This is a genomic window from Methanocaldococcus sp. FS406-22 (genome assembly GCF_000025525.1).
Classification (GTDB): domain Archaea; phylum AGJL01; class Methanococci; order Methanococcales; family Methanocaldococcaceae; genus Methanocaldococcus.
Window position 1 is genome coordinate 555,032 of sequence record NC_013887.1, and the last position, 20,598, is coordinate 575,629.

Genomic DNA, 20,598 nt, shown 5'->3' on the forward strand with positions numbered 1-20,598 from the left:
ATCTTTATTTATAAACCCAACACTATATAAGTTTTTCCATCATCAATAAAATAGAGCATTTTTATCTTCCTAAATTCAAAAATTTAACTTATTAGTTAGAGAAATTTTATTTACCTAATTATTTAACCTTAAATTTTAAAAATCTAAATAATTCAATAAACCTGAATATTCCAAATAATCAAACTTACAAACCCTTAGAAATTAAATTTAAATCCTCTAAATTAACAAATACTATCTAATTAACAACCTTATCAAATTCCAAGTCCATTCAGCGAGACAAACACAACAATATAATAAACACCTAAAAACACCTTAATCAAAATTATCAACAAGCCCATATAAATATTTTTTAACGCGTAAATTATTTAAGCTTTTTGTATTTACAATATTTTTAAACAAAGTTTCAACCAAGATGATGAGTGTGATGGATTATGATAAATCAAATAAAAACCTACTTATTAATGGCCCTACTTGTGGGGTTAATTTACACATTTTGTATAATGTTACATATACACCCATTGATAGCCATAATTTTCGCTTTAATTCCAAATGTTATTGCCTATTATTTCAGTGATAAACTTGTGTTAATGAGTTACAACGCAAGAATTTTGGATGAACATGAAATGCCATGGTTACATCAAATGGTTGAAAGAGTTGCGAGAAAAGCTGGACTACCAAAACCAAAAGTGGCAATAGTTCCAACAATGACACCAAATGCATTTGCTACAGGTAGAAATCCAGAAAATGCTGTTGTGGCGGTAACTGAGGGAATACTGCAATTATTATCACCAGAAGAGTTAGAAGGAGTTATTGGGCACGAAATATCACATATAAAGCACAGGGACATATTAATAAGCACGATAGTAGCTACATTAGCTGGGGCTATAATATACGTTGCCGAATGGTTAAAATGGGGATTGTTTTTTGGTTATAATGAGGATGAAGAAAATCCATTAGAGTTAATTGGAACAATTTTGTTATTAATATTAGCCCCAATTGCAGCTACATTAATCCAATTTGCAATTTCAAGACAGAGAGAGTTTTATGCAGATGAAGAGGGAGCTAAATTAACACATCCACTGTGGTTGGCTAACGCATTAGCTAAGTTAGAGAGAGGAGTAGAGCTATATCCATTGGAAAGAGGAAACCCAGCAACCGCCCACATGTTTATAGTAAATCCATTTAAAGAGGATTTTGTTATGAAGCTTTTCTCAACACATCCACCAACTGAGGAGAGAATTGAGAGATTGTTAGAGATGTGTAAAAGAATGGGAAGATAAAAAGGTGGCACTGTGGAAAAAGAATTAAAAGTAATAACAATAGACGAGCTAAAGAAATATATCAGAAATAATGAAGAGGATAAAATAGATGAGGTTGATGTTGTAACATCAGCAACTTGCGGAATAATGTCTGGAACTGCTGGAATCTTCCACATCCCTTTTAATAATATTTTTAGAAGGGCAGAGGAGATTTATTTAGATGATATTAAAGGAGTTGTTGGCATCTGCCCAAACGAATTTTTGGGTAAGGTAGATGCAATATTTTATGGGGAAGTGGGATTTTTATTTAAAGATTTGGTTAAAGGTAAAGTTGTAGAAGCTAAAGCAGTAAGTGAAGGAAAAATTTACAAAAATGAGATAACTATAGATGATTTGCCAACTGCAAAGATGATTGGGACAAGATTGGCATTTAAAAACTACTCTGCAATAACTAATCTATCCGATAGAGAAGTTAAAACCATATTCCATAGATTGCCTTTAAAGAATGGCGAGGCATCATTCTCTGGCTGTGGGATGTTTAACCCATTGGAGAATATGGTTATCAAAGATGAAAAAGACGTTGTTGGAAAAAAAGCTCTATTAAATGGTGCTGAAGCTATTATATTAGGCTTTGGAACAAGGTCATCAATAGAGAAGCCAAATTTAATGATGTCTGCAGATATGAAGGATATGAATGCCTATTATCTTGGAGGATTTATAACCTCAAATGGAGTAGAGATATATAATACAATAGCTGTCCCTATTAATGTGAAAGAACATAAAGAAGCTTTAAAGAAGCTTGATAAAGATATTGCTCTGCCTTTGGTTAATATATTTGGTAGGGAGATTATAGATATTGGCAATTATGCAGAAGTTTGGGAGAATGTGGATTTAAGGCCAAAAATTTATTTAGATAGATGTAAAAACTGCAGAGAATGCTTAGCTGAAAAATACTGCCCAACTTTAGCTATAAAGAGAGAAGGAGGAAAAATAAAGATAACTGAGGATTGTTTTGGCTGCGGAATCTGTAATATCTGCCCCCACGGAGTGTTTGAAACAAAACTTGGTTCTATATGTGGCATTCCAATAACTTGTAGGCAGTCAGACAGAAAGAGGGCTTTAAAGTTGGCTAAGGAGTTAAAGAAGAGGATAGAGAAAGGAGAATTTAAGATATAGATTCATCTTTTTTTCTTTTACTTAAGGTTACAGATTTATATACTATTTTAAGGAATTATCACTCTCTATTTAAAGTATATAAAGATAATTTTCCGTTAAATTCCATTAGGTTTATATGTTATTACAAAAAAACCAATAAGCAGAAAGAAAGGCTAAAAACTGATAATCAAATGCCAAAACTTCGCAATTTTGAAACATAAAAATAGAAAAGTCTGAAGTATTATATTTAAATATATTAGAGATAAGGTTGTGATAGTTATGGATGAGAAAAAACAGCTCATATTTAATGCTATCTTTGATATTTACAAGATATTTCTCGGTGCGGGATTAACCTTATTGGTTGCAGTCATTGTTAAGGTTGCATTTTCTGAAGGAAGTTTTGCTACTGGTTTAACATTGTGTTTAATTGACATTTTGGCAATGTTTTATCTTAGTTGGATATTTGGAAGTATCCTGTATGATATTTATAAAGAATTATAGTTACTCTTTTTGATGAATTAACTTTCTTCCAAATTTCCAATACCATATAGCCAATAATGTTGAAAATACAACCATAAAGCCAATTACAAGCAATACTAATATAGCAAATGCATCAAATTGCATAACCACCAACTCCCTCTTTTAAGCCTATACAATATTATACATACACGCACTTATAAGGGCTTTGTCTATAAAAATCAATATATTTAAGATAATAATATCCCTACATAATTATTTATAACTCTCCACGATATCCTTTATTGCATTAACGACATACTCAACCTGTTCCCATTCTAAGCCATAGACACTCATCTTAATTTCTTTAGTAACTCCAGCCCTTATTCCTCCTATTCCTCTCTTCTTCAACTCATCATAGAAGAAAAAGCCCTTTCTTTTATCTTTCTTAGCAATCTCATCTAATACTGGTGTTTCAAATTTAATTAAATCATGTTCCTTTGGTTTAATTCCTAATTGCTTAAATCCAATTTTTTCAAGTTCATCAACAACGTATCTTGTTTTTTTAATCTCTTCATCCCATCTTTTTACTCTCTCTACAACATGAGGAAAGCTCGCCATTAATGTTACTATTGGTAATCCTCTACTTGTGCATCCAAGCATCTCAACCTCTTTAACTGGGAATCTCTGTGAGGTTTTTGTTATTTTGTCGGCAAATTCTTCACTAAATGCTAAAATACCACAAGGGGCAGAGGCTGCCATACTCTTATGCCCAGACGCAACTATAAAGTCAGCTTTAACTTCTTTTCCATCAACTGGCATCCTTCCAACTGTGTATGCACAGTTCAGCAGGAATGGAATTCCCTTATTTTTAGCAATTTTACCAACTTTTTTAGCATCGTTTAGGTTTCCATACTCTCCATCTACGTGGGTCAATAAAATTAATCCAACATTTTTTCCCTTATCCTCTAAGTTGTCTATAACCTCCTTATAGCCTTCCAAGTTTATCTTGTAGGTTGGATACTCCTCCTCATAGCCAACCTCTGCAACATTTAATTTAGCCCTCTCAGCAGCAACATAGCTTGTGTAGTGGGCATTTTTATCTAAGACAACATAATCTCCTTCATTGCAGATTGCATGCATGACAATAAACTTTCCTTCCCTTGCTCCATGTGTAGGTCTTGCACAATCCATGTTTAGAAACTTGGCTATATCTTCCAAAAAGTCCTTTATTGGAGGGCATGTAACCTCATCCAACCTTCCATGGCAGTAATCACATACGCTGTAACCATCCCAATACTCATAAACTGCTTTTTTGGATTCTTTTGGTAAAATTCCTCCTCTTTGTATTGGGTTTAGGTTGATAAACTCCCTTGTTAAGGTTCTTGTTAAGTTTTTATACTTATCCAAGTTTATATCCAAGGCAATCACCTCAAAGTTTTATAATAAAGCCCCTTTAATTCCATTGACTATCATCTGCACAGCTATTGCTGTCAATATTAAACCCATCATTCTTGTTAATATTCTAATCCCTAATCTACCAATCTTATCTAAGACCTTTTCAGCTGATAGTAATGTTAGGTAGGTTATTCCAAGGGATAATAGTATAGCCAATATAACCAAAAACCTATCTCCAATGTCTGATGCCTCAGCCATTGCAACCATACAGGCAGTTATTGAACCCGGTCCAGCCAATAGAGGGGTTGCTAAAGGCATCAATGCTATCTCATCAATTTCATAAGCAGCTTCTATCTCCTTTCTATGGATTTTTGCCTCTTGCTGACCCCTAACCATGTCTAAAGATATTAATAGCAACAAAATACCCCCAGCAATCTTAAAGGCATCTAAAGATATGCCAAAAAACTTTAGTATCCACTCTCCAAAAAGTGTAAATGCCAATAATATAGCTAATGCATAAATAACTGTTCTCTTTGCAACCAAATCTCTCTCCTTTTTTGGATAGGACTCAGTTAAAGTTATAAATACAGGAACAGCACCAAATGGGTTTAAAATTGAGAATATTGATGTAAATGCTAATATGAAGTATTGCAACTCCATAATCTCACATTAAAATTTTACTCTTTTCCTAATCCCCTCATATAAATCAATTACATTTCCATTTAAGAATGCTGACATAGTATATATAACTCCTGGTGGGATGATATTTATCTCTTCCCCATTTTTGACAAAGCATATTTTATCAAAGCTCAATAAACCACCATAGATAAGGCAGGCTAATTTTGGGATATCTTCAAGCTCTTCAACAGTTATAACAACCACTGGATCATCACTCTCAGCTCCGGTATATCCAATACCAGGGATCTTTATTGGCTCATTAGAGACAGAGCAACCGACGTCATAGCCAAACTTCTCCCCTATCTCCTTAACAAATAAAGCCATCTCATCTACAAAGCTCTCTCCACCGTAGGTATCAAAAGCTATTATTAAGGCATCTCCATACTCTGATGCAGATTCAGCTATAGCGTAGGATAAGCCCTCTCCAGCTTTATCTTTATCTTTAGATATGCCTTTTAAATCATCAAAGCCTTCAGCATATTTATTTAGAATTTCAAAGATTATTCTGTTGTTCTCTTCAATTAAATTTTCTGGGACAAAGGATGTTATAACTATATCGTCCCCAGTTATGTTTGAGATACAGCTTTTTATGCCTAATTTTGATAATTTCTCTTTAACTTCTCTATTAACCAATTCATTAACCTTGGGGTTTGTTTTTACATCATTATCTGAGATATCAACTCCAATACTTATGATATATTTTTTCATCCTCTCAGCCTATTAATAGCTATCAGCAAAAGGTTTAAATTTTGGTTAATAAATATAACATTATAGCTATAAAAATGCCCCGGGAAACCGCGGGGGATGAGCGACATCCCGGCAAGCGATGAGTCTCCTTTGCTCCCCCGGGGCACACTTAAATAAACTCCAATACTGTTTTTGCTATACCTAACTTCATAACTTGCAATTTAAAGAACTCTTCCCAATACTCTTTAAATTTTCTTATTGAGTAGTTGTCATATATATAATCAACATCTACCTTGGCCTCAACAAGTATTAATCCATCTGGTGGAAATGTTGGAACTCCTTCTCTATGATTCTCATCTAAAAGCTTACCAATCCAATCTACTGGCTTTTTTCCTCTACCAACTAAATCTAATGCTCCAACTATCTTCCTAACCATATTCCATAAAAAGCTCTCTCCAATAATGTCTATTGTTAAATAAAACTCATTTTCAGAGATTTTTATATCGTATATGGTTCTTATTGGACTTTTTTCTTTTGATTTATCTCTCTTTGATAGGTTGTGGAAGGAATGAGTGCCAATCATCTTCTTTGCTCCCTCTTTTATTGCATCTATGTTATAGTTGATATTTGGCAGTATATACCTATAATGTCTGTATTTTACTTTTGGTATTTCATCTATTTCTCTATATCCCAAAACCCAGATGCCTTTATCTTTTAATTTTGCATTTATGTATGAGAGGATGGGTTCTTTTTTTAGCTCTACAATAACAAAATTTCCTAAGGCAGAGACTCCTTTATCTGTCCTTCCTCCACTGTAGATTATTTTCTTTTTAGCTAAAAAATCAATCTCTTCTAAGGTATCTAAGAGGATATCGCAAACTGTCTGTTTATGTGGTTGTTGTTGGAAGGAGTATCTTCCGTCATAAGCTATTTTTAATATGTGCATAGTTATCACCATATTAATATTTCCAAATTAATAAAATAGAAAACTATTTATACAACTTTTTTATTATAGTTAAGGTTCTACAAATTTCTGAGGTGGAATGTTGAAAGTCCTCATCTCCCCTTTAGGTGTTGGAGACACAAAAGCCAATGTTCGTGAAAGGCAATATCAGATGGCAAAATATAAATTTGGTAATGAGATAACTGAAGAGCCATTTATTTTATCAATTTTAATTAAAAAGTTAAAGGTAGATAAAGTTATTGTTGTGGGGACTGCTAAATCAATGTGGGAAAGGTTATATGAATATTATGCTAAAAAAGTTGATGAATTTGATGAAGAATACTGGATAGAGATTGGAGAAAAGGTAGGAAAGTCAAAATATGACAATTATGAACTTTCTGAAAGTGATTTAAAGAGAGTGGGGGAGATTATTGACAAATATTTGAAAAAAATTAATCCTAATGCTGTTGGCGGTTCTAAGTGTAAGATTATTAAGTATGGAATCACTGAGGAAGAGATTTGGGAGAATTTTGATTTATTTATGAACTTAATAAATGAGGTAAATGATGGAGATGAGATTTATTTAGATATAACTCACTCATTTAGGTCTATCCCATTGTTTATGTATGTTATGTTGGAGTTTATGAAGTATTTTAAAAATGTTAAGCTAAAGGGAATCTTTTATGGGATGTTTGATGTAAGATGGGAATTTGGTGGCATAGTTCCAGTTGTTGATTTAAGTCCAATATTTGAAATATCAGAGTGGATTAGGGGAATGTATGAATTCACTACTTATGGAAACAGTTATTTAATTTCAAAGCTTTTGGAAAAAGAAGACAAAGAAATAGCTGAGAAATTACAAAAAATTTCGAGATATATTGATGCAAATTATTTAAAAGAACTGAGAGAGGAAGTTAAAAACCTAAAACCATTATTAGATGATAAAAAAGACAAAGGGAAATTTTTAAAATATTTCATCCCTGAGTTGTATAAGTTTATTGAGAGATTGAAATATGAAGATTCTGATTTTGAGTTTCAAATATCTATGGCAAAATGGAACTTTGACAATAAAAAATACAGTTCTGGTTACTTATGTCTAACTGATTCAATATTTTGGAGATTGTGCGAGCTTTATAATTTGCCACCAATTCACGAGAATAGGGAAACAATGAAAGGAATAATATACAATCCTTGCTTAAATAAATATCCTGCATTTGGGGCTATAAAGGATATACATTATAGAAGATTAAGAAATATAAGAAACAAAATTGCTCATGCAGACGTTAGCAAGAAAGGAGATGAGTTCAATCCTGAAAATGACTTAAAAGATGTTATTGATTTATTAAAAAATATAGAATTGCCAGATTTTGATAAAGTAATTGAGGAGCTAAAGCTTAGTGTTAAAAACAATCCGAATGAAAAAACATTAAAACTGCTAAAAAATATTTTAAATATGCAAATAATTAAAAAAATAATTAAAGCGTATAATTTTGAAGATAATGAGGAATATTGGAATTTTGTAAGGAACTATCTGTTAAATAGAAACAGCAGATGTAATAGTGAAAAACTGAGAGAAATTATCAATATATTCCACAAAAACATAAATAGTGTTGATGAATTGGAAGAAGCTTTTGACATGTTAAATAATACAAAAGATGAGGAATTATTGGATAGTTTAGCACTACAAAATGCAATTATGCATTATGCCAAATCTAAGCTTTCTAATGCCTATAATGTTGAAGATAAAGAGGATAAAGAGATGTTTAGATGGATTTTGTTGAACAAAAATCTTTGCTCAAAAAATAATATTCTAAGCGAGATAAATGCCAATTACTTTAAAATATACTCAAATAGGTTTAAACCTATATCTAATGAAGTAATAAATGCCTCTAAGGAGATAATTAATTTGCTAAATAAAGATTTATCAGAAATATCAGAAGATATACCTTTCGATGTAATAAAAAGAGAATATAACAAATTTTACAATAATAGAAGGTGAAATTATGCCGAGAATGTTTTTGTTATTTTCCCATAAGCTTACAGAAGAGCAAATTAAGGATGCAAAGGAAAGTCTAAAAGTGGATGAATTCATTTACTTACCTAAAGAACTTCAAGAATTATGGTCTAACATTCCTCCAGATATCGAAGATATTGAAGATTATATAAAGCCAATAAAAGATTTTTTGAAAAAATATGCCAAACCAAAAGATTATGTTTTAATCCAAGGGGATTTCGGAGCTACATATAAGATGGTAAATTTTGCAATTGATAATGATTTAATACCCATATACTCCACTACAAAACGAATCGTAAAAGATATATATAAAGATAGGAAAATAATTACCATTAGAAAATTTGAACATTGTAGATTTAGGAAATATGAGGCATATTAAGTTGTTAGTTTAGAAATGTAAAGTTGGGGGATTTGGATGAAAGAATATGATGAATACACTGCCTTAAAAATTGGGGCATTACTCCATGACATTGGAAAATTTTTGCAAAGAACAACAAACAAAGAATTTAATGGAAATCATCAAACTGTTGGAGCAAATTTCGTTGAAAAAAATTATGAAAAGTTTGGAATAGATAAAGATATTGTGAAGGATGTTGTTGATTTAATTAAAGAACATCACAATAAAAATAAAAAAACTGGATTGGTGGGCATATTAAGATTAGCCGACTGGTTAAGTAGTGCTGAAAGAGATGAAGTAGAAGAAGGAAACAACAATATATATAAAATCCCAAAAGAAGAGCAGAGATTATTATCAATTTTTGAACTTATAAGATTGAATGAGAAAGATAGAAAAAATATTGAGGACAAAATATCCCAAATATACATTAAAGGAGGAAAGTATGGATTACAGCCATTGGCAATAAATAATTATACAATCTTTCCGTATACATCTCCAAATCCTGACTACAATACTTTGTATGAAAAATTTTCCAAGGAATTAGAAGAAACAAAGATAGATAACTTTAAAAAACTTTATCAATTAATCCAAAAATACTTCTGGTGTGTTCCATCTGCAACAAATTGGAAAAAAGTTAGGGGGTATTTACCAGACATCTCCCTTTATGACCATTTAAAAACAACTTGTGCAATTGCATGCTGTTTATATCAAATCTACAAAGAAAATGCAAGTAAAAATGAAAAAGCTGATGCAATATTAACAGATGATATGCTAAATGAACTTTTAGACAAACTTCCAATAGGTGAAGATGGTTTATATGATGAATCGAATCCTTCCTGGGAAAAATATACCTTATTCTCCCTTATTCATGGAGATATTTCTGGAATACAGAAATTTATATTCAAAATTACATCAAAATATGCTACAAAATCATTAAAGGGAAGAAGCTTTTATCTCGACTTTTTAACTGAAATTGTTGCAAAATGGATATGTAAAGAGCTAAATTTACCAATAACGAATATATTGTTTTATGGAGGAGGGCATTTTTACATTCTAAGCTATAAGATAAAGGATAATGTAATTGATGAATTTGAGAAAAAGATTAATAACCTTTTATATGAGATGTTCAGAACCGATTTATACATAACTATTGCAAAAGTTGATATAAAACCATATGAGTTTTTATCTCAGGAAAAATCAAACTTTTCAAAAAAGTGGAAAGAGGTTGCTGATGAAACAATTCAGAAAAAACTAAGAAGGTTTTATTATAAATTTAGTGAGGAGCTATTTGAACCGTATGGCATTGGAATTGAAGAAAGATGTGCTATTTGTAAAAACGAGATAACTGAAAGTGAAATGCATAAACTATATGATGATGAAGATGGAGCAAAAATTTGCAAATACTGTGCTTCATTTGTAGAATTAACAGAATTCCTGAAGGATTATTATACAAATGGTAAAATTGACTTCAATAAAACAAAAATAAAAAGGACAGACATCGTTATAGAGGACAGGCTAAGATTAAAAGATATTCCAGCCATTGCATCTTTAATAAAAGGAATTAAAGAATATGAGGGATTAAATATCAACTTCAACGATGACGAATATTTTTTGAATACTTACAACCTTCCAGATAAAAATGGGGAGCTAAAAATTCCATTCAAAATTTGGAGTATTGCATTTCCATTAAAAGAAGTTGAAGATGAAAATGGAAAAATCAGAAAGGAGATAAAGGACTTTGATACGTTAGCAAAGCAGGCAGAAGAAAGAACTGGGACAAATAAAATAGCTATCTTAAAGATGGATGTTGATAATCTTGGGACTATATTCACTGAAGGTTTGGGGAACAGAGCTTCTCTTTCAAGATTAAGCACTTTAAGCTCTATGTTAACCTTATTCTTTACTGGTTATATCCCATATTTAATCAAGAAGGAAACATTTAAAGGGACAGTTGAAGGAAAAGAGGTTGAGCTTAATTACAAAGATAATATCTATTTAGTTTATTCAGGAGGAGATGATACACTGATAGTTGGTGCCTGGGATGCCATTTGGAATTTAGCTAAGAAAATAAGAAAAGAATTCAAGAGATTTGTGTGCTACAATCCAGATATAACGCTAAGTGCCGGAATCGTCATAATTAATCCTAAGTTTGAATTTAAAAAGGCTGTGAATATGGCTGAAAATGAATTGGAGACTGGAAAAGAATATGTCATTTATGAAAATGAAGAAAAAGACGAAAAAATTGACAAAAATGCTTTGACAATATTCAACTGCCCAATGAATTGGGATTTAGAGGTTTGCTATGATAAAGAGGTATGGGAAAAATGGCATAAATTGAAGGAAATTAATGCTCTACCAGAGATTTACGAAAACATCTTACTTAAATCAAAAATTGAGCAATTAGTGGAGAAATTCAACGAAGAAAAACTGGAAGAGAAATTTGAAAAAGCAATTAAAAACACAGGAAAGAAGAGATTACTGCATATCTCTCAATTCGTTGCGGAGAGATTAGAAAAAATTGTTGAAAGAAATAAAAATGGAGAGATTGTTATTAACCTCCCATATTATTGGAGAACTTTATATTACTTACATAGAAACTATGAGAAAAACTTTGATTATGTGAAATTCTTAGAAGAATATCTTAAGGATAAAGTAATGGCACTGATTAAATCCGATGAACAAAAAATAAAATTCAGTTGCAATGACTTAAAGGTTTCTGCCAAAATAATAGAACTTAAAAATAGAAAAGGGTGATATTATGAGCAATATTGGAAAATGCATCTTAACAGATGAAAAAATTGACACAATATTAAATATCAACAGTGAAAATGCGAATGAAGTTATTGAGATTGCTGAAGATTTAGCTAAAAAATTAGAAGAGATTCCATCATCAAAAATGAGGGACTTTTATGACTATGTTTTAAGAATTGACGAAACTGGGGATTGGTATAAAGAACTCGTTTTATTAAAACCAAAATTAGCTTATAATTTTGGTAAAGAGACCAATAGAAGAAAAAAAGAAGCTTTAGAAAAATTAGCAGGAACATTTAGTAAAATAATAGACGAAATAAATAACGATAAAGACAAATTTAAAAATTTCAAGACATTCTTTGAGGCATTGGTTGCTTATCATAAAATCCATGCAAAATCACAATAAATAAAAACTTTTTGGGGGGATAGGGTATGGAAGATAACATCTTAACTTTAAAAGGAAAAGTTATATTAGAAGGAGTTATTGAATTAAAAACTGGGATGCATATTGGAGGAACAAAAGAGACATTAAAAATTGGAGGAACTGACAACCCTGTTATTAGAGATGCATTTGGAAATATATTAATCCCTGGAAGTTCTTTAAAGGGAAAAATTAGGGCCTTATTAGAAAAAAAGGATGGAAAATATAAGACAGATGTTAGAGGAAATAATTTGCCATGCAATTGCGGGGAGTGTGAAATCTGCAAAATCTTCGGGCCTCATGATTCAAAAGCTATTCAAGAGCCAGTTAGGATTATGGTTAGAGATGCCTATTTACAACCAGAAGGTGAAAAGAAACCTCATGATTACTTAGAAATTAAAGTAGAGAACACAATAGATAGAGTCAAGGGAACCACTATAAAAGGTGGAATTAGAAACATGGAGAGAGTAGTTGCAGGAAGTAAATTTAAATTTGAGATTGTTTTTAACGTCTATAAAAAAGACGATATAAAATTAATTAAAAAATTTATTGAAGGTATGAGATTATTAGAAGACGATTATTTGGGTGGCTCTGGAAGTAGAGGTTATGGAAAAATTGAATTTAAGGATTTAAAGATAATAAATAAGCCAAAAGAGTACTATGAGATGAAAATAAAAGATGTAAAATTAGAATCTGCCAGTAACTTAGATGATTTGATGGCCAAATTAGAGGAGATTTGGAGCTATTAGCATCAATTATTTCTTAATTTTTAAATGTTAATTAAAATCTTTTGGTGAGCAATGATGGAGATGATTGTATTAAAACCAAAAATAAATAGCAAATTCCATTTTGGGGAAGGGAGTTTAGAAGGAAGCAATTATATTTTTCATTCGAATAGCTTATTCTCTGCAATAGCAAATAATTATATAAAAATATATGGAGAAGATGAAGATTTCGAAAAGATAAAAAACATAAAGCTATCATCATTGTTCTTAAAAGTGGATGATATTTATTTAATCCCAAAACCAGAGCATCCGAGATTTTACATATTGAAAAATAAGGTAGAGGGAGTTAGACCAAAAGATATTAAAAAAATTCAGTTTTTTTCAATAAAAGCTTATAAAGAACTTTTAGAAGGAATATTAAATTGGAATGAAAATAGATTAAAAGAAATTATCGATAATCAAGTGATAAATAAAACTATACTCGTATCTAATGAAGAAGTTGAAAAGTTAAAAAATATTTTTGAAGTTGGAAACAAAAAATTAATTTCAAGAGTTATTGAACAAAAAGTAGCGATAGATAGGTTAAAAAACACTACCTTAGAAAAAGATGGTAGAGGACAACTATACAATATAGAGTTCATAAAACTCCATCCAAAAGCCGAATTTTACTTTTTAATTGATTATAATAGCGATGACGGTGAGTTTATTAAAAAAGTAAAAGCATCAATCAAATTAATTGAAGATGAGGGATTGGGGGGAAAGAGAAGTATTGGAGCCGGTTTCTTTGAAAACGTTGAGTTTTTGGATATGCCGAAGGACTTCAAAGGATTGTTCGAAAAAGATGAAAAATATTCAGTGTTATTGGGAGTAGGAATCCCAAAAAATGACGATATTAAAAAAATAGGATATTATAAACTGATAGAGATTGGAGGCTATATTTATCATCCAAAATGTTTAACAAAACCAAAAAGAAATGTTTTAGCTTTAGCAGAAGGTTCTATTGTTAAAAAGGAATTTGAAGGAGATATAAAAGATATTACTCCAGAAAATTACAAAATTAGTAAGGTATATGCTCATGGAAAGCCAATATTACTCCCATTTAATTTAAAGGGGGATAAAAATGAAAGTAAAATGTAAAACAATAAGTCCATTGTTTATTGGTTGTGGGGAAGAATATTCACAGCTGGATTATTTCATAGAAAATGATACTGCTTATATAATTGATTTAGAAAAGGCAATTTCTGAGTTAAATGACTTAAAAAAAGTGGATGAGATTAGCAGATTGATTATCTCCAACACTACAAACAATAGATTAAACCTCAATGCAAAGGACATCTTAGAAAGTATCGGTTTAAATGCTGAAGATTATGTTGTAAAAAAAATAAAATGTGAAATAAAGAGCGATAGTAAGACAAGAGTAAAAAGATTCATCTACCAAAATAATAACTATTATGTTCCAGGAAGTTCTATTAAAGGTGCTATAAGAACTGCTTATATATTCAATTACTTTGATAGAAACTTTACTGAATTAATTAAAATATTAAAAGATGTGAAAATTAGTGATAAAGGAAAAGAAGTTGTTAATAGAGCTATTAGTAAAAACATTCATGATGATTTCTTTAAATATCTGTTAATTTCAGATAGTGATTTTGTAGATGAGGATTTCAGGTTCATAACAACAAAAAGATGGAAATTTGCCAATAGAAGATTGGGAGTTAAAGTAGATGCTGAAGTAATGATGAATAAAAACGAGTTTGAGGTAGATATAAAAATTAACGATGAATTTTTTGAAAAAATGAAAATAAAATTAAATAAACCAAATAATGACATTGAAAAATTTGAAAAATTAAAAGATTTATGTAATGAGTTTTCAAAAACCGTTGTTGAGTTCGAATTAAAAAGAAACAATCCTGTTCATGTTGAAAAATTTTATGAAAAACTCTTAGCTGATATAAGAAAAGGAGATGCATTATATTTAAATTTAGGATTTGGAGGAGGGTTTTTAAGTAAGACCGTCTATCCGTTGATATGGAAGCACGATAAAGAAAACAGGATGTTTAAAGAAATTAAAAGAGTATTTCTATATTTGGCAGGAAGAAACACAAAACTAAAAAATGCATGGTATAGAGCAAACAGCTATTTAGATTTCCCTACAACAAAAACCTTCTATGTAAAAGATAAAAGTGTTATTGCTCCATTAGGATGGATTAAGATGGAGTTGGTGGAATAATGCAAAGAATATTAATTGCCCCTTGGGGAAACTTTGTAACATGGAAAGAAGTTATATACTCATTTGATGGCATTGAAAAAGAGTCAAAAAGTTCAATATCTGCAATTTGTGAAAAAATAAATCCAGATAAGGTTTATATATTGGTTTTAGACACTTTATCTAATTTAGAGTCAGAAAATTATGAAGATATTGTAAAAGAAGTTAAAGAAAAGACAGAGAGTTTTATAAAAGAAAATTTAAACATTGACAACTACGAAATAATTGTATGTCCAGGCGTTGGAACATTTCCAAACGGGAAATTTTATGGGAATTTAGTTGATTATTATTCCTTTGCTCTTTATGAATTGTCTAAAAGATTTGATGGGGACTTAGAGGTTCATTTAGACTTAACACATGGTTTAAATTACATGCCCGTCTTAACTTACAGAGTAGTTAAAGACCTTTTAGAGATTCAATCAATTAAAAACAAGGTTAGATTAGTTGTTTATAACTCCGACCCATATGTTGGAAGAGAAAAAGAAACATTAAATATTCATATTGTAGAGAATAAAACTATTATTCCATCCCTAAACTTTGATGGCGTAACAACAAACTTTTTAAATACTACCAAATTTATTGATAAAAAAGACATTGGCAAAATAATGAAGGAAATCAATCAAAATAAAAAGATAAGAGAGTTAAAGTTAATGAAACAAAATATAAATGCATTTTTAGCATCTTTAGTTTATGCCCTACCGTTAGTTTATTCTACATTTTTTGTTGATGAAGAAAAGATTAACGATAAAATAAACGAGATAATCAGTTTCTTTATTTCAAATATTAAGATAGATACAGAAAATAAAGAATTAAAAAGATATCTAAAATTCGAAGATGGATTTAATGCGTTAGTTAAAGCATACTTTACCTCAAAAATTTGCAAAATTCCAGAGTTAATAAAAGATGAATTATCTTTAAAAGAAATTGAAGAATTGAAAAATACTTTGTTTAAAGAAAATCCTAATGCTCAATTTATAAAGAACGAAATTGCATCCCTCTATAACATAGTCAATACTAAGTATAAAGCAAATGAGCTTAGCGAAATAATAGAAAATTGGATTCCAATGTATAAATTTAGAAGAGAGGGAGTTGATAAATTCAATATAAGAAACTTTTTAGCACATGCTGGATTTGAAAAAAGTGTGACTGAAATTTATATTTCAGCAGAAAATAAAGATGGAAAAATTGAACTCAATGAAAAAACTTCGCTTAGATATAATAAAGATTACATAGAAGAAAAAGATGGAATTAAAAGATTTGTATTTAAATACAAGGACAAAAATGGAAGAATAGAGGAGATAAATATCTTAGAAAAAATCGAAGAAATATTTCTTAATAAATAAAAACTCTTTATAAATAAATTTATTTTACTTGGAAACTTTTTTAATTAGATGGGGCATAATAGTTCTCATCATCCTATCCCTAATTTTAAAATTTACAAAGTTTATTCATAAACCAAATATTTATATTTTATCGAATCACTTAGGTAATCTAATTATGACCAAAAAAATATTTGAAAGTGATAACCATGTTCAGACCAGAAGAAATCATTGAAACAATCAAAATGATTAAGATGGAAAACTTAGATTTAAGGACAGTTACCTTAGGAATAAGCTTAAGAGACTGTGTTTCAAAAGATTTGGATGAATTAAAAGAGAACATATACAGCAAAATAACATCCTCTGCAGAGAATTTAGTTGATGTAGCTAACAAAGTCTCTGAAAAGTATGGAATCCCAATAGTTAATAAAAGGATAGCTGTAACTCCAATATCATTAGTCATTGGTGGAGCTATAAAGGATTTAGATAGAGAGGAACAGATAAAAGCATGTGTTGAAGTTGGAGAGGTTTTAGACAAAGCTGCTAAGAAAGTTGGAGTGGATTTCTTAGGAGGATATTCAGCTTTAGTTCATAAGGATGCAACAAAGGAGGATAAGGCTTTAATTGACTCTATCCCATATATGATGGAGAAGACAGAGAGAGTTTGCTCTTCAATAAATGTTGCCTCAACAAAGACTGGCATTAACATGGATGCAGTTAAAAGAATGGGAGAAGTTATTAAAGAAACTGCCTTTAGAACAGAAAAAGCAATTGGATGTGCTAAGTTGGTTGTATTTGCCAATGCACCAGAAGACAACCCATTCATGGCTGGGGCATTTCATGGAGTTGGAGAGGGAGATAAAGTTATCAACGTAGGAGTTTCAGGGCCTGGAGTTGTTAGGGCAGTTATTGAAAAACTGCCAGATGCTGATTTTGGAACTTTAGCAAATGAAATTAAAAAAGTTGCATTTAAAATCACAAGGGTTGGAGAGTTGATTGGTAGAGAGGTTTCTAAAGAGTTGGGCGTTAAGTTTGGAGTTGTTGATTTGTCATTAGCTCCAACACCAGCAAGAGGAGACAGCATTGCCAACATCTTAGAGGCCATGGGTTTGGAGAAGTGTGGAACTCATGGTTCTACAGCGGCATTAGCTTTATTAAATGATGCAGTTAAAAAAGGAGGAGCAATGGCTACAAGCTATGTTGGTGGTTTGAGTGGGGCATTTATCCCAGTTAGTGAAGATAGTGGAATGGTCGAGGCAGTTGAGGCAGGGGCTTTAAGTTTAGAAAAATTAGAGGCAATGACGTGTGTTTGCTCTGTAGGTATAGATATGGTCGCCATTCCGGGAGATACACCAGCATCAACAATCTCTGCAATAATAGCTGATGAGATGGCTATTGGAGTTATAAATAACAAGACAACTGCCGTAAGAATTATCCCAGTGCCAGGTAAAAAGCCGGGAGAGTATGTTGATTATGGAGGTCTATTAGGAAGAGCTCCAATCATGAAGGTTAATAAATACTCATCTGAGAAATTCATTAAAAGAGGAGGTAGGATTCCAGCTCCATTGCAGGCATTAACTAACTAAATGCCAAAAATCTCTTTTAACTCTTTAAAAATTCTATTTTTCTCTTTCTCAATCAATTTATCAAGTATGTAAATGTTGTATTCTTTAAAAATGTCTTCCTTCTTTAAATTTCCATGAAAACTCTTTGTTGATGCTAAAATTCCAATGTTGATGTTTAATATTTTCATAATCCCATAAAGCTTTAGAATGGCATTTGAGCTGATGTATCTGTTCTTACATTCAAAAATAAAGTTTTTTCCAAAAACATCAACAAATAAGTCAATTTCAGTGAAAACTTCTCCTTTATAACTAACCTCTAAGTTTCTAACGACCTTTGCGTCGATGTTATTTTCTTTAAAGAACTCTATTACTGTGTAATACATAAATAACTCAAATAGGGTTCCAGCATCTAAAGAACAAAAATCTTTAAAATCCTTTTTTATTTCGTCTATAAGCTCTAAAAAGTATATATCATTTTCTTTAATTTTTTCAGTTATTCCTCTATGTTTATGGCTTTCTTTAATTTTAGGCAGGTGAAAATTATGCTCTAACATGGCTTTTCTATATCTTATCTTTGATAGAGTCAGGTTAAAAAGTTTGTAAAGATTATTTCCATTATCACAAGAGAATCCAGTAAGTTTATATTCGCCAAAATTAATCCTAACTTCTTTTTCATCTTTTAGCTTTAACTTATTCATTATTCATCAACTCTTCTATTGTATTTATGTTTTTAAAAATTCTCTTATTTTTGTCTAATTCTTCAGCTTTTATGTATAAGGGATTTAGATGGGAGATAAAATATCTAATGGATAAGTTTTTATTCTCCATAATAATTTTATTTAAAATGTGTAATGAGTCCCTCTTATATAAAGCAAAGAGTGGCTCTATATATCCATTTTCATGTTTTGGAATTATACAGAGGTTGTTATTTTTTTCAGCAATATCTATATTGGATATTAACTTTTTTAAAGCCTCTTTACTTACATAAGGGCAATCACAAGGTAAAACAATAAACCACTTAGCATTTAAAGCCCTCATCCCACATAAGATGCCCATTAACGGCCCCTTACCTTCAATCAAATCAAATGATATTAGGCATTTGTATTTGGATAAATATTTTTTCTCCATGTCTAAATCTATGGAGTTTTTTGCAAAAACAGTAACAAAAGGGATATTTAAGCTTTTTAAAATGTCTGAGGGATAGTTTATTAGATATTTGCCATTAAAAACTCTGAATGGCTTTTTCCCACCAATCCTCTCTCCCTTACCACCAGATAAAATTATGCCAGCAATGATGGTTACCACCTTAAAGCTTAAAACTCTCGTAGGCTTATAAGATATTAAAATTATTTATAATTAATGATAATAAGAATTGGTTACATCAGCAGTATTGTGGGGGTATTTATGAAGATTAAAGCCATTGAAGTTAAGAATTTGTTTTCCTATGATGATTTTAAGATTGAATTTAATGAAGGCAATATTGCAGTTATTGTAGGGCCAAATAATGCTGGAAAGACAAATTTATTTAGAGTTTTGAAATTTTTGAAGGATGTGATAAATGATAGAATAAAATCTGGTAAAGAAATTAGAAATTATCTTCATAAAGAAGATAAACCAGCTAAGATTATAGTAGATATTAAGTTTGATGAAAATGAAAAACATCTTTTAGAGACATTTATTGAATGTTTTATAAAGCTACAATTAAAATCCATGTATAAAAATGGAATTATAAAAAAAGAAATTCTAAATAAATTTATTAATTTACATTTGGAAGGACAAATTATTTGGGAGTATAAGGGAGAATATCGTGAAGCTCCAAAACCCTATTATAAAATATCAATGGACGAAATAATAAAACCCTACATTGAAATATTAAAAAAAGACCGTAAAAAATCGGGAGTATCTGAGTTAAATTGTAGAAATGGAGCAAATTGCACTATTATAAACAAATTATTAGATATTGATATTAACGATGAGCTATATTGTATTATAGATAGAAACCAAAATCAAAAAGGAAACATTATTTTTAGTGGAAAAAATCCAATTATTAAAACAGAGAATATATTTCAAAATTTTAAAGTCAATGATGAGAGTCTTTGTAAATGGTTAAACGACTATCCAAGCAAGTATCATGAATTAATATTATTACTAATTTTGCTTAAAGAATTATATACTAAGGGATTATCCAAAAATTCAGATGGGGAGTTGCTCCATAAACTTGAAAATCTTTGTAATTATATAGGTATTGACATTAATAAGCTTAATTATGGCATTACTCCTAAATTATTATTATGTGAATTTATAATAAAACTCTTTGATAAAGCAATTATAAGATTTGAAGAAGTTAGAGGTTATCCCGAAATGCATGATTCCAACTACATAAAGCTTCCACTAAATCTCTGGGTTACTATGTTATCATCCCATATAGATACTCCAGAAAAAAAATATAGGATTAAATAAGCATCTTAAAAAAATATATGAAAATGCCGATAAAATATCTACTTATGGATTTGAAAATGAAAATTATTATGGAAATGGGAAAGATTTAGCAAAATACTTATTTT

Annotated in this window: 20 protein-coding genes; 13 read left to right on the plus strand and 7 right to left on the minus strand. The window is 30.4% G+C overall.

Features of this window, described 5'->3' with window-relative positions; all coding sequences use genetic code 11:
• Positions 1 to 431: 431 nt before the first annotated feature.
• The 3 genes from MFS40622_RS02845 (at position 432) to MFS40622_RS02855 (ending at position 2,915) form a co-directional block, all read left to right on the plus strand.
• Positions 432 to 1,280, plus strand: a complete 849-nt coding sequence (locus MFS40622_RS02845) for a zinc metalloprotease HtpX (protein WP_012980171.1) — start codon at positions 432 to 434, stop codon at positions 1,278 to 1,280.
• Between the two features lie 12 nt (positions 1,281 to 1,292).
• Positions 1,293 to 2,435: a methanogenesis marker 16 metalloprotein gene (locus MFS40622_RS02850; protein ID WP_012980172.1), complete on the plus strand. Its 1,143-nt coding sequence runs from the start codon at positions 1,293 to 1,295 to the stop codon at positions 2,433 to 2,435.
• A gap of 258 nt (positions 2,436 to 2,693) precedes the next feature.
• Complete coding sequence (locus MFS40622_RS02855) at positions 2,694 to 2,915, plus strand: hypothetical protein (RefSeq protein WP_012980173.1); 222 nt, start codon at positions 2,694 to 2,696, stop codon at positions 2,913 to 2,915.
• Here MFS40622_RS02855 and MFS40622_RS09770 read toward each other — a convergent pair whose 3' ends face one another.
• From MFS40622_RS09770 to truA, 5 genes are all read right to left on the minus strand, one after another.
• Positions 2,916 to 3,044 carry a hypothetical protein gene (locus MFS40622_RS09770; RefSeq protein WP_255348620.1) on the minus strand — a complete coding sequence of 43 codons (129 nt, stop codon included), beginning with the start codon at positions 3,042 to 3,044 and terminating at the stop codon, positions 2,916 to 2,918.
• A 102-nt stretch (positions 3,045 to 3,146) separates the two neighbouring features.
• Entirely contained in the window at positions 3,147 to 4,292 is a 1,146-nt protein-coding gene (pscS, locus tag MFS40622_RS02860; protein ID WP_012980175.1) for an O-phospho-L-seryl-tRNA:Cys-tRNA synthase, read from the minus strand.
• An 18-nt stretch (positions 4,293 to 4,310) separates the two neighbouring features.
• Positions 4,311 to 4,928 (minus strand): NAAT family transporter, encoded by a 618-nt coding sequence (locus MFS40622_RS02865; protein WP_012980176.1) that lies wholly within the window; start codon positions 4,926 to 4,928, stop codon positions 4,311 to 4,313.
• Positions 4,929 to 4,937: 9 nt separating this feature from the next.
• The gene (locus MFS40622_RS02870) at positions 4,938 to 5,654 is read right to left on the minus strand and encodes a hypothetical protein (RefSeq protein ID WP_012980177.1); all 717 of its coding nucleotides are present in this window, start codon (positions 5,652 to 5,654) and stop codon (positions 4,938 to 4,940) included.
• Between the two features lie 148 nt (positions 5,655 to 5,802).
• Positions 5,803 to 6,579: a tRNA pseudouridine(38-40) synthase TruA gene (gene truA / locus MFS40622_RS02875; protein ID WP_048197427.1), complete on the minus strand. Its 777-nt coding sequence runs from the start codon at positions 6,577 to 6,579 to the stop codon at positions 5,803 to 5,805.
• A 97-nt stretch (positions 6,580 to 6,676) separates the two neighbouring features.
• Here truA and csx2 point away from each other — a divergent pair, with 97 nt between their 5' ends.
• The 9 genes from csx2 (at position 6,677) to MFS40622_RS02920 (ending at position 18,055) form a co-directional block, all read left to right on the plus strand.
• The gene (gene csx2, locus MFS40622_RS02880; protein WP_012980179.1) at positions 6,677 to 8,575 is read left to right on the plus strand and encodes a TIGR02221 family CRISPR-associated protein; all 1,899 of its coding nucleotides are present in this window, start codon (positions 6,677 to 6,679) and stop codon (positions 8,573 to 8,575) included.
• Positions 8,576 to 8,579: 4 nt separating this feature from the next.
• Positions 8,580 to 8,969 (plus strand): CRISPR-associated protein Csx20, encoded by a 390-nt coding sequence (gene csx20, locus MFS40622_RS02885; RefSeq protein ID WP_012980180.1) that lies wholly within the window; start codon positions 8,580 to 8,582, stop codon positions 8,967 to 8,969.
• A gap of 36 nt (positions 8,970 to 9,005) precedes the next feature.
• Positions 9,006 to 11,741, plus strand: coding sequence for a type III-A CRISPR-associated protein Cas10/Csm1 (gene cas10, locus MFS40622_RS02890; protein ID WP_012980181.1), 2,736 nt, complete (start codon positions 9,006 to 9,008; stop codon positions 11,739 to 11,741).
• Between the two features lie 4 nt (positions 11,742 to 11,745).
• A complete protein-coding gene (csm2, locus tag MFS40622_RS02895) occupies positions 11,746 to 12,144 on the plus strand; it encodes a type III-A CRISPR-associated protein Csm2 (protein WP_012980182.1) in 399 nt (132 codons plus the stop codon).
• Between the two features lie 26 nt (positions 12,145 to 12,170).
• Positions 12,171 to 12,908, plus strand: coding sequence for a type III-A CRISPR-associated RAMP protein Csm3 (gene csm3 / locus MFS40622_RS02900; RefSeq protein WP_012980183.1), 738 nt, complete (start codon positions 12,171 to 12,173; stop codon positions 12,906 to 12,908).
• A 54-nt stretch (positions 12,909 to 12,962) separates the two neighbouring features.
• Positions 12,963 to 14,021, plus strand: a complete 1,059-nt coding sequence (csm4, locus tag MFS40622_RS02905; protein ID WP_012980184.1) for a type III-A CRISPR-associated RAMP protein Csm4 — start codon at positions 12,963 to 12,965, stop codon at positions 14,019 to 14,021.
• Positions 14,005 to 15,114, plus strand: coding sequence for a type III-A CRISPR-associated RAMP protein Csm5 (gene csm5, locus MFS40622_RS02910; protein WP_012980185.1), 1,110 nt, complete (start codon positions 14,005 to 14,007; stop codon positions 15,112 to 15,114). The genes csm4 and csm5 overlap by 17 nt, the downstream gene beginning before the upstream one ends.
• Positions 15,114 to 16,493, plus strand: coding sequence for a CRISPR-associated CARF protein Csx1 (csx1, locus tag MFS40622_RS02915; RefSeq protein ID WP_012980186.1), 1,380 nt, complete (start codon positions 15,114 to 15,116; stop codon positions 16,491 to 16,493). The genes csm5 and csx1 overlap by 1 nt, the downstream gene beginning before the upstream one ends.
• 185 nt (positions 16,494 to 16,678) lie before the next feature.
• Positions 16,679 to 18,055, plus strand: a complete 1,377-nt coding sequence (locus MFS40622_RS02920; RefSeq protein WP_012980187.1) for a PFL family protein — start codon at positions 16,679 to 16,681, stop codon at positions 18,053 to 18,055.
• Here MFS40622_RS02920 and MFS40622_RS02925 read toward each other — a convergent pair.
• A complete protein-coding gene (locus tag MFS40622_RS02925; RefSeq protein WP_012980188.1) occupies positions 18,052 to 18,732 on the minus strand; it encodes a hypothetical protein in 681 nt (226 codons plus the stop codon). The two genes, MFS40622_RS02920 and MFS40622_RS02925, sit on opposite strands and share 4 nt — an antisense overlap.
• Positions 18,725 to 19,339: a molybdenum cofactor guanylyltransferase gene (locus MFS40622_RS02930; RefSeq protein WP_012980189.1), complete on the minus strand. Its 615-nt coding sequence runs from the start codon at positions 19,337 to 19,339 to the stop codon at positions 18,725 to 18,727. Before MFS40622_RS02930 ends, MFS40622_RS02925 begins: the two co-directional genes overlap by 8 nt.
• A gap of 99 nt (positions 19,340 to 19,438) precedes the next feature.
• Here MFS40622_RS02930 and MFS40622_RS02935 point away from each other — a divergent pair, with 99 nt between their 5' ends.
• A complete protein-coding gene (locus MFS40622_RS02935) occupies positions 19,439 to 20,494 on the plus strand; it encodes an AAA family ATPase (RefSeq protein WP_048197432.1) in 1,056 nt (351 codons plus the stop codon).
• Positions 20,495 to 20,598: the final 104 nt, after the last annotated feature.

Excerpts from the sequence above, each read along its gene's own strand:
- MFS40622_RS02845 (WP_012980171.1), top strand. The coding sequence starts at position 432 with ATGATAAATCAAATAAAAACCTACTTATTAATGGCCCTACTTGTGGGG.
- MFS40622_RS02855 (WP_012980173.1), top strand. The coding sequence starts at position 2,694 with ATGGATGAGAAAAAACAGCTCATATTTAATGCTATCTTTGATATTTAC.
- MFS40622_RS02865 (WP_012980176.1), bottom strand. The coding sequence starts at position 4,928 with ATGGAGTTGCAATACTTCATATTAGCATTTACATCAATATTCTCAATT.
- MFS40622_RS02870 (WP_012980177.1), bottom strand. The coding sequence starts at position 5,654 with ATGAAAAAATATATCATAAGTATTGGAGTTGATATCTCAGATAATGAT.
- truA (WP_048197427.1), bottom strand. The coding sequence starts at position 6,579 with ATGCACATATTAAAAATAGCTTATGACGGAAGATACTCCTTCCAACAA.
- csx2 (WP_012980179.1), top strand. The coding sequence starts at position 6,677 with ATGTTGAAAGTCCTCATCTCCCCTTTAGGTGTTGGAGACACAAAAGCC.
- csx20 (WP_012980180.1), top strand. The coding sequence starts at position 8,580 with ATGCCGAGAATGTTTTTGTTATTTTCCCATAAGCTTACAGAAGAGCAA.
- cas10 (WP_012980181.1), top strand. The coding sequence starts at position 9,006 with ATGAAAGAATATGATGAATACACTGCCTTAAAAATTGGGGCATTACTC.
- csm2 (WP_012980182.1), top strand. The coding sequence starts at position 11,746 with ATGAGCAATATTGGAAAATGCATCTTAACAGATGAAAAAATTGACACA.
- csm3 (WP_012980183.1), top strand. The coding sequence starts at position 12,171 with ATGGAAGATAACATCTTAACTTTAAAAGGAAAAGTTATATTAGAAGGA.
- csm4 (WP_012980184.1), top strand. The coding sequence starts at position 12,963 with ATGGAGATGATTGTATTAAAACCAAAAATAAATAGCAAATTCCATTTT.
- csm5 (WP_012980185.1), top strand. The coding sequence starts at position 14,005 with ATGAAAGTAAAATGTAAAACAATAAGTCCATTGTTTATTGGTTGTGGG.
- csx1 (WP_012980186.1), top strand. The coding sequence starts at position 15,114 with ATGCAAAGAATATTAATTGCCCCTTGGGGAAACTTTGTAACATGGAAA.
- MFS40622_RS02920 (WP_012980187.1), top strand. The coding sequence starts at position 16,679 with ATGTTCAGACCAGAAGAAATCATTGAAACAATCAAAATGATTAAGATG.
- MFS40622_RS02925 (WP_012980188.1), bottom strand. The coding sequence starts at position 18,732 with ATGAATAAGTTAAAGCTAAAAGATGAAAAAGAAGTTAGGATTAATTTT.
- MFS40622_RS02935 (WP_048197432.1), top strand. The coding sequence starts at position 19,439 with ATGAAGATTAAAGCCATTGAAGTTAAGAATTTGTTTTCCTATGATGAT.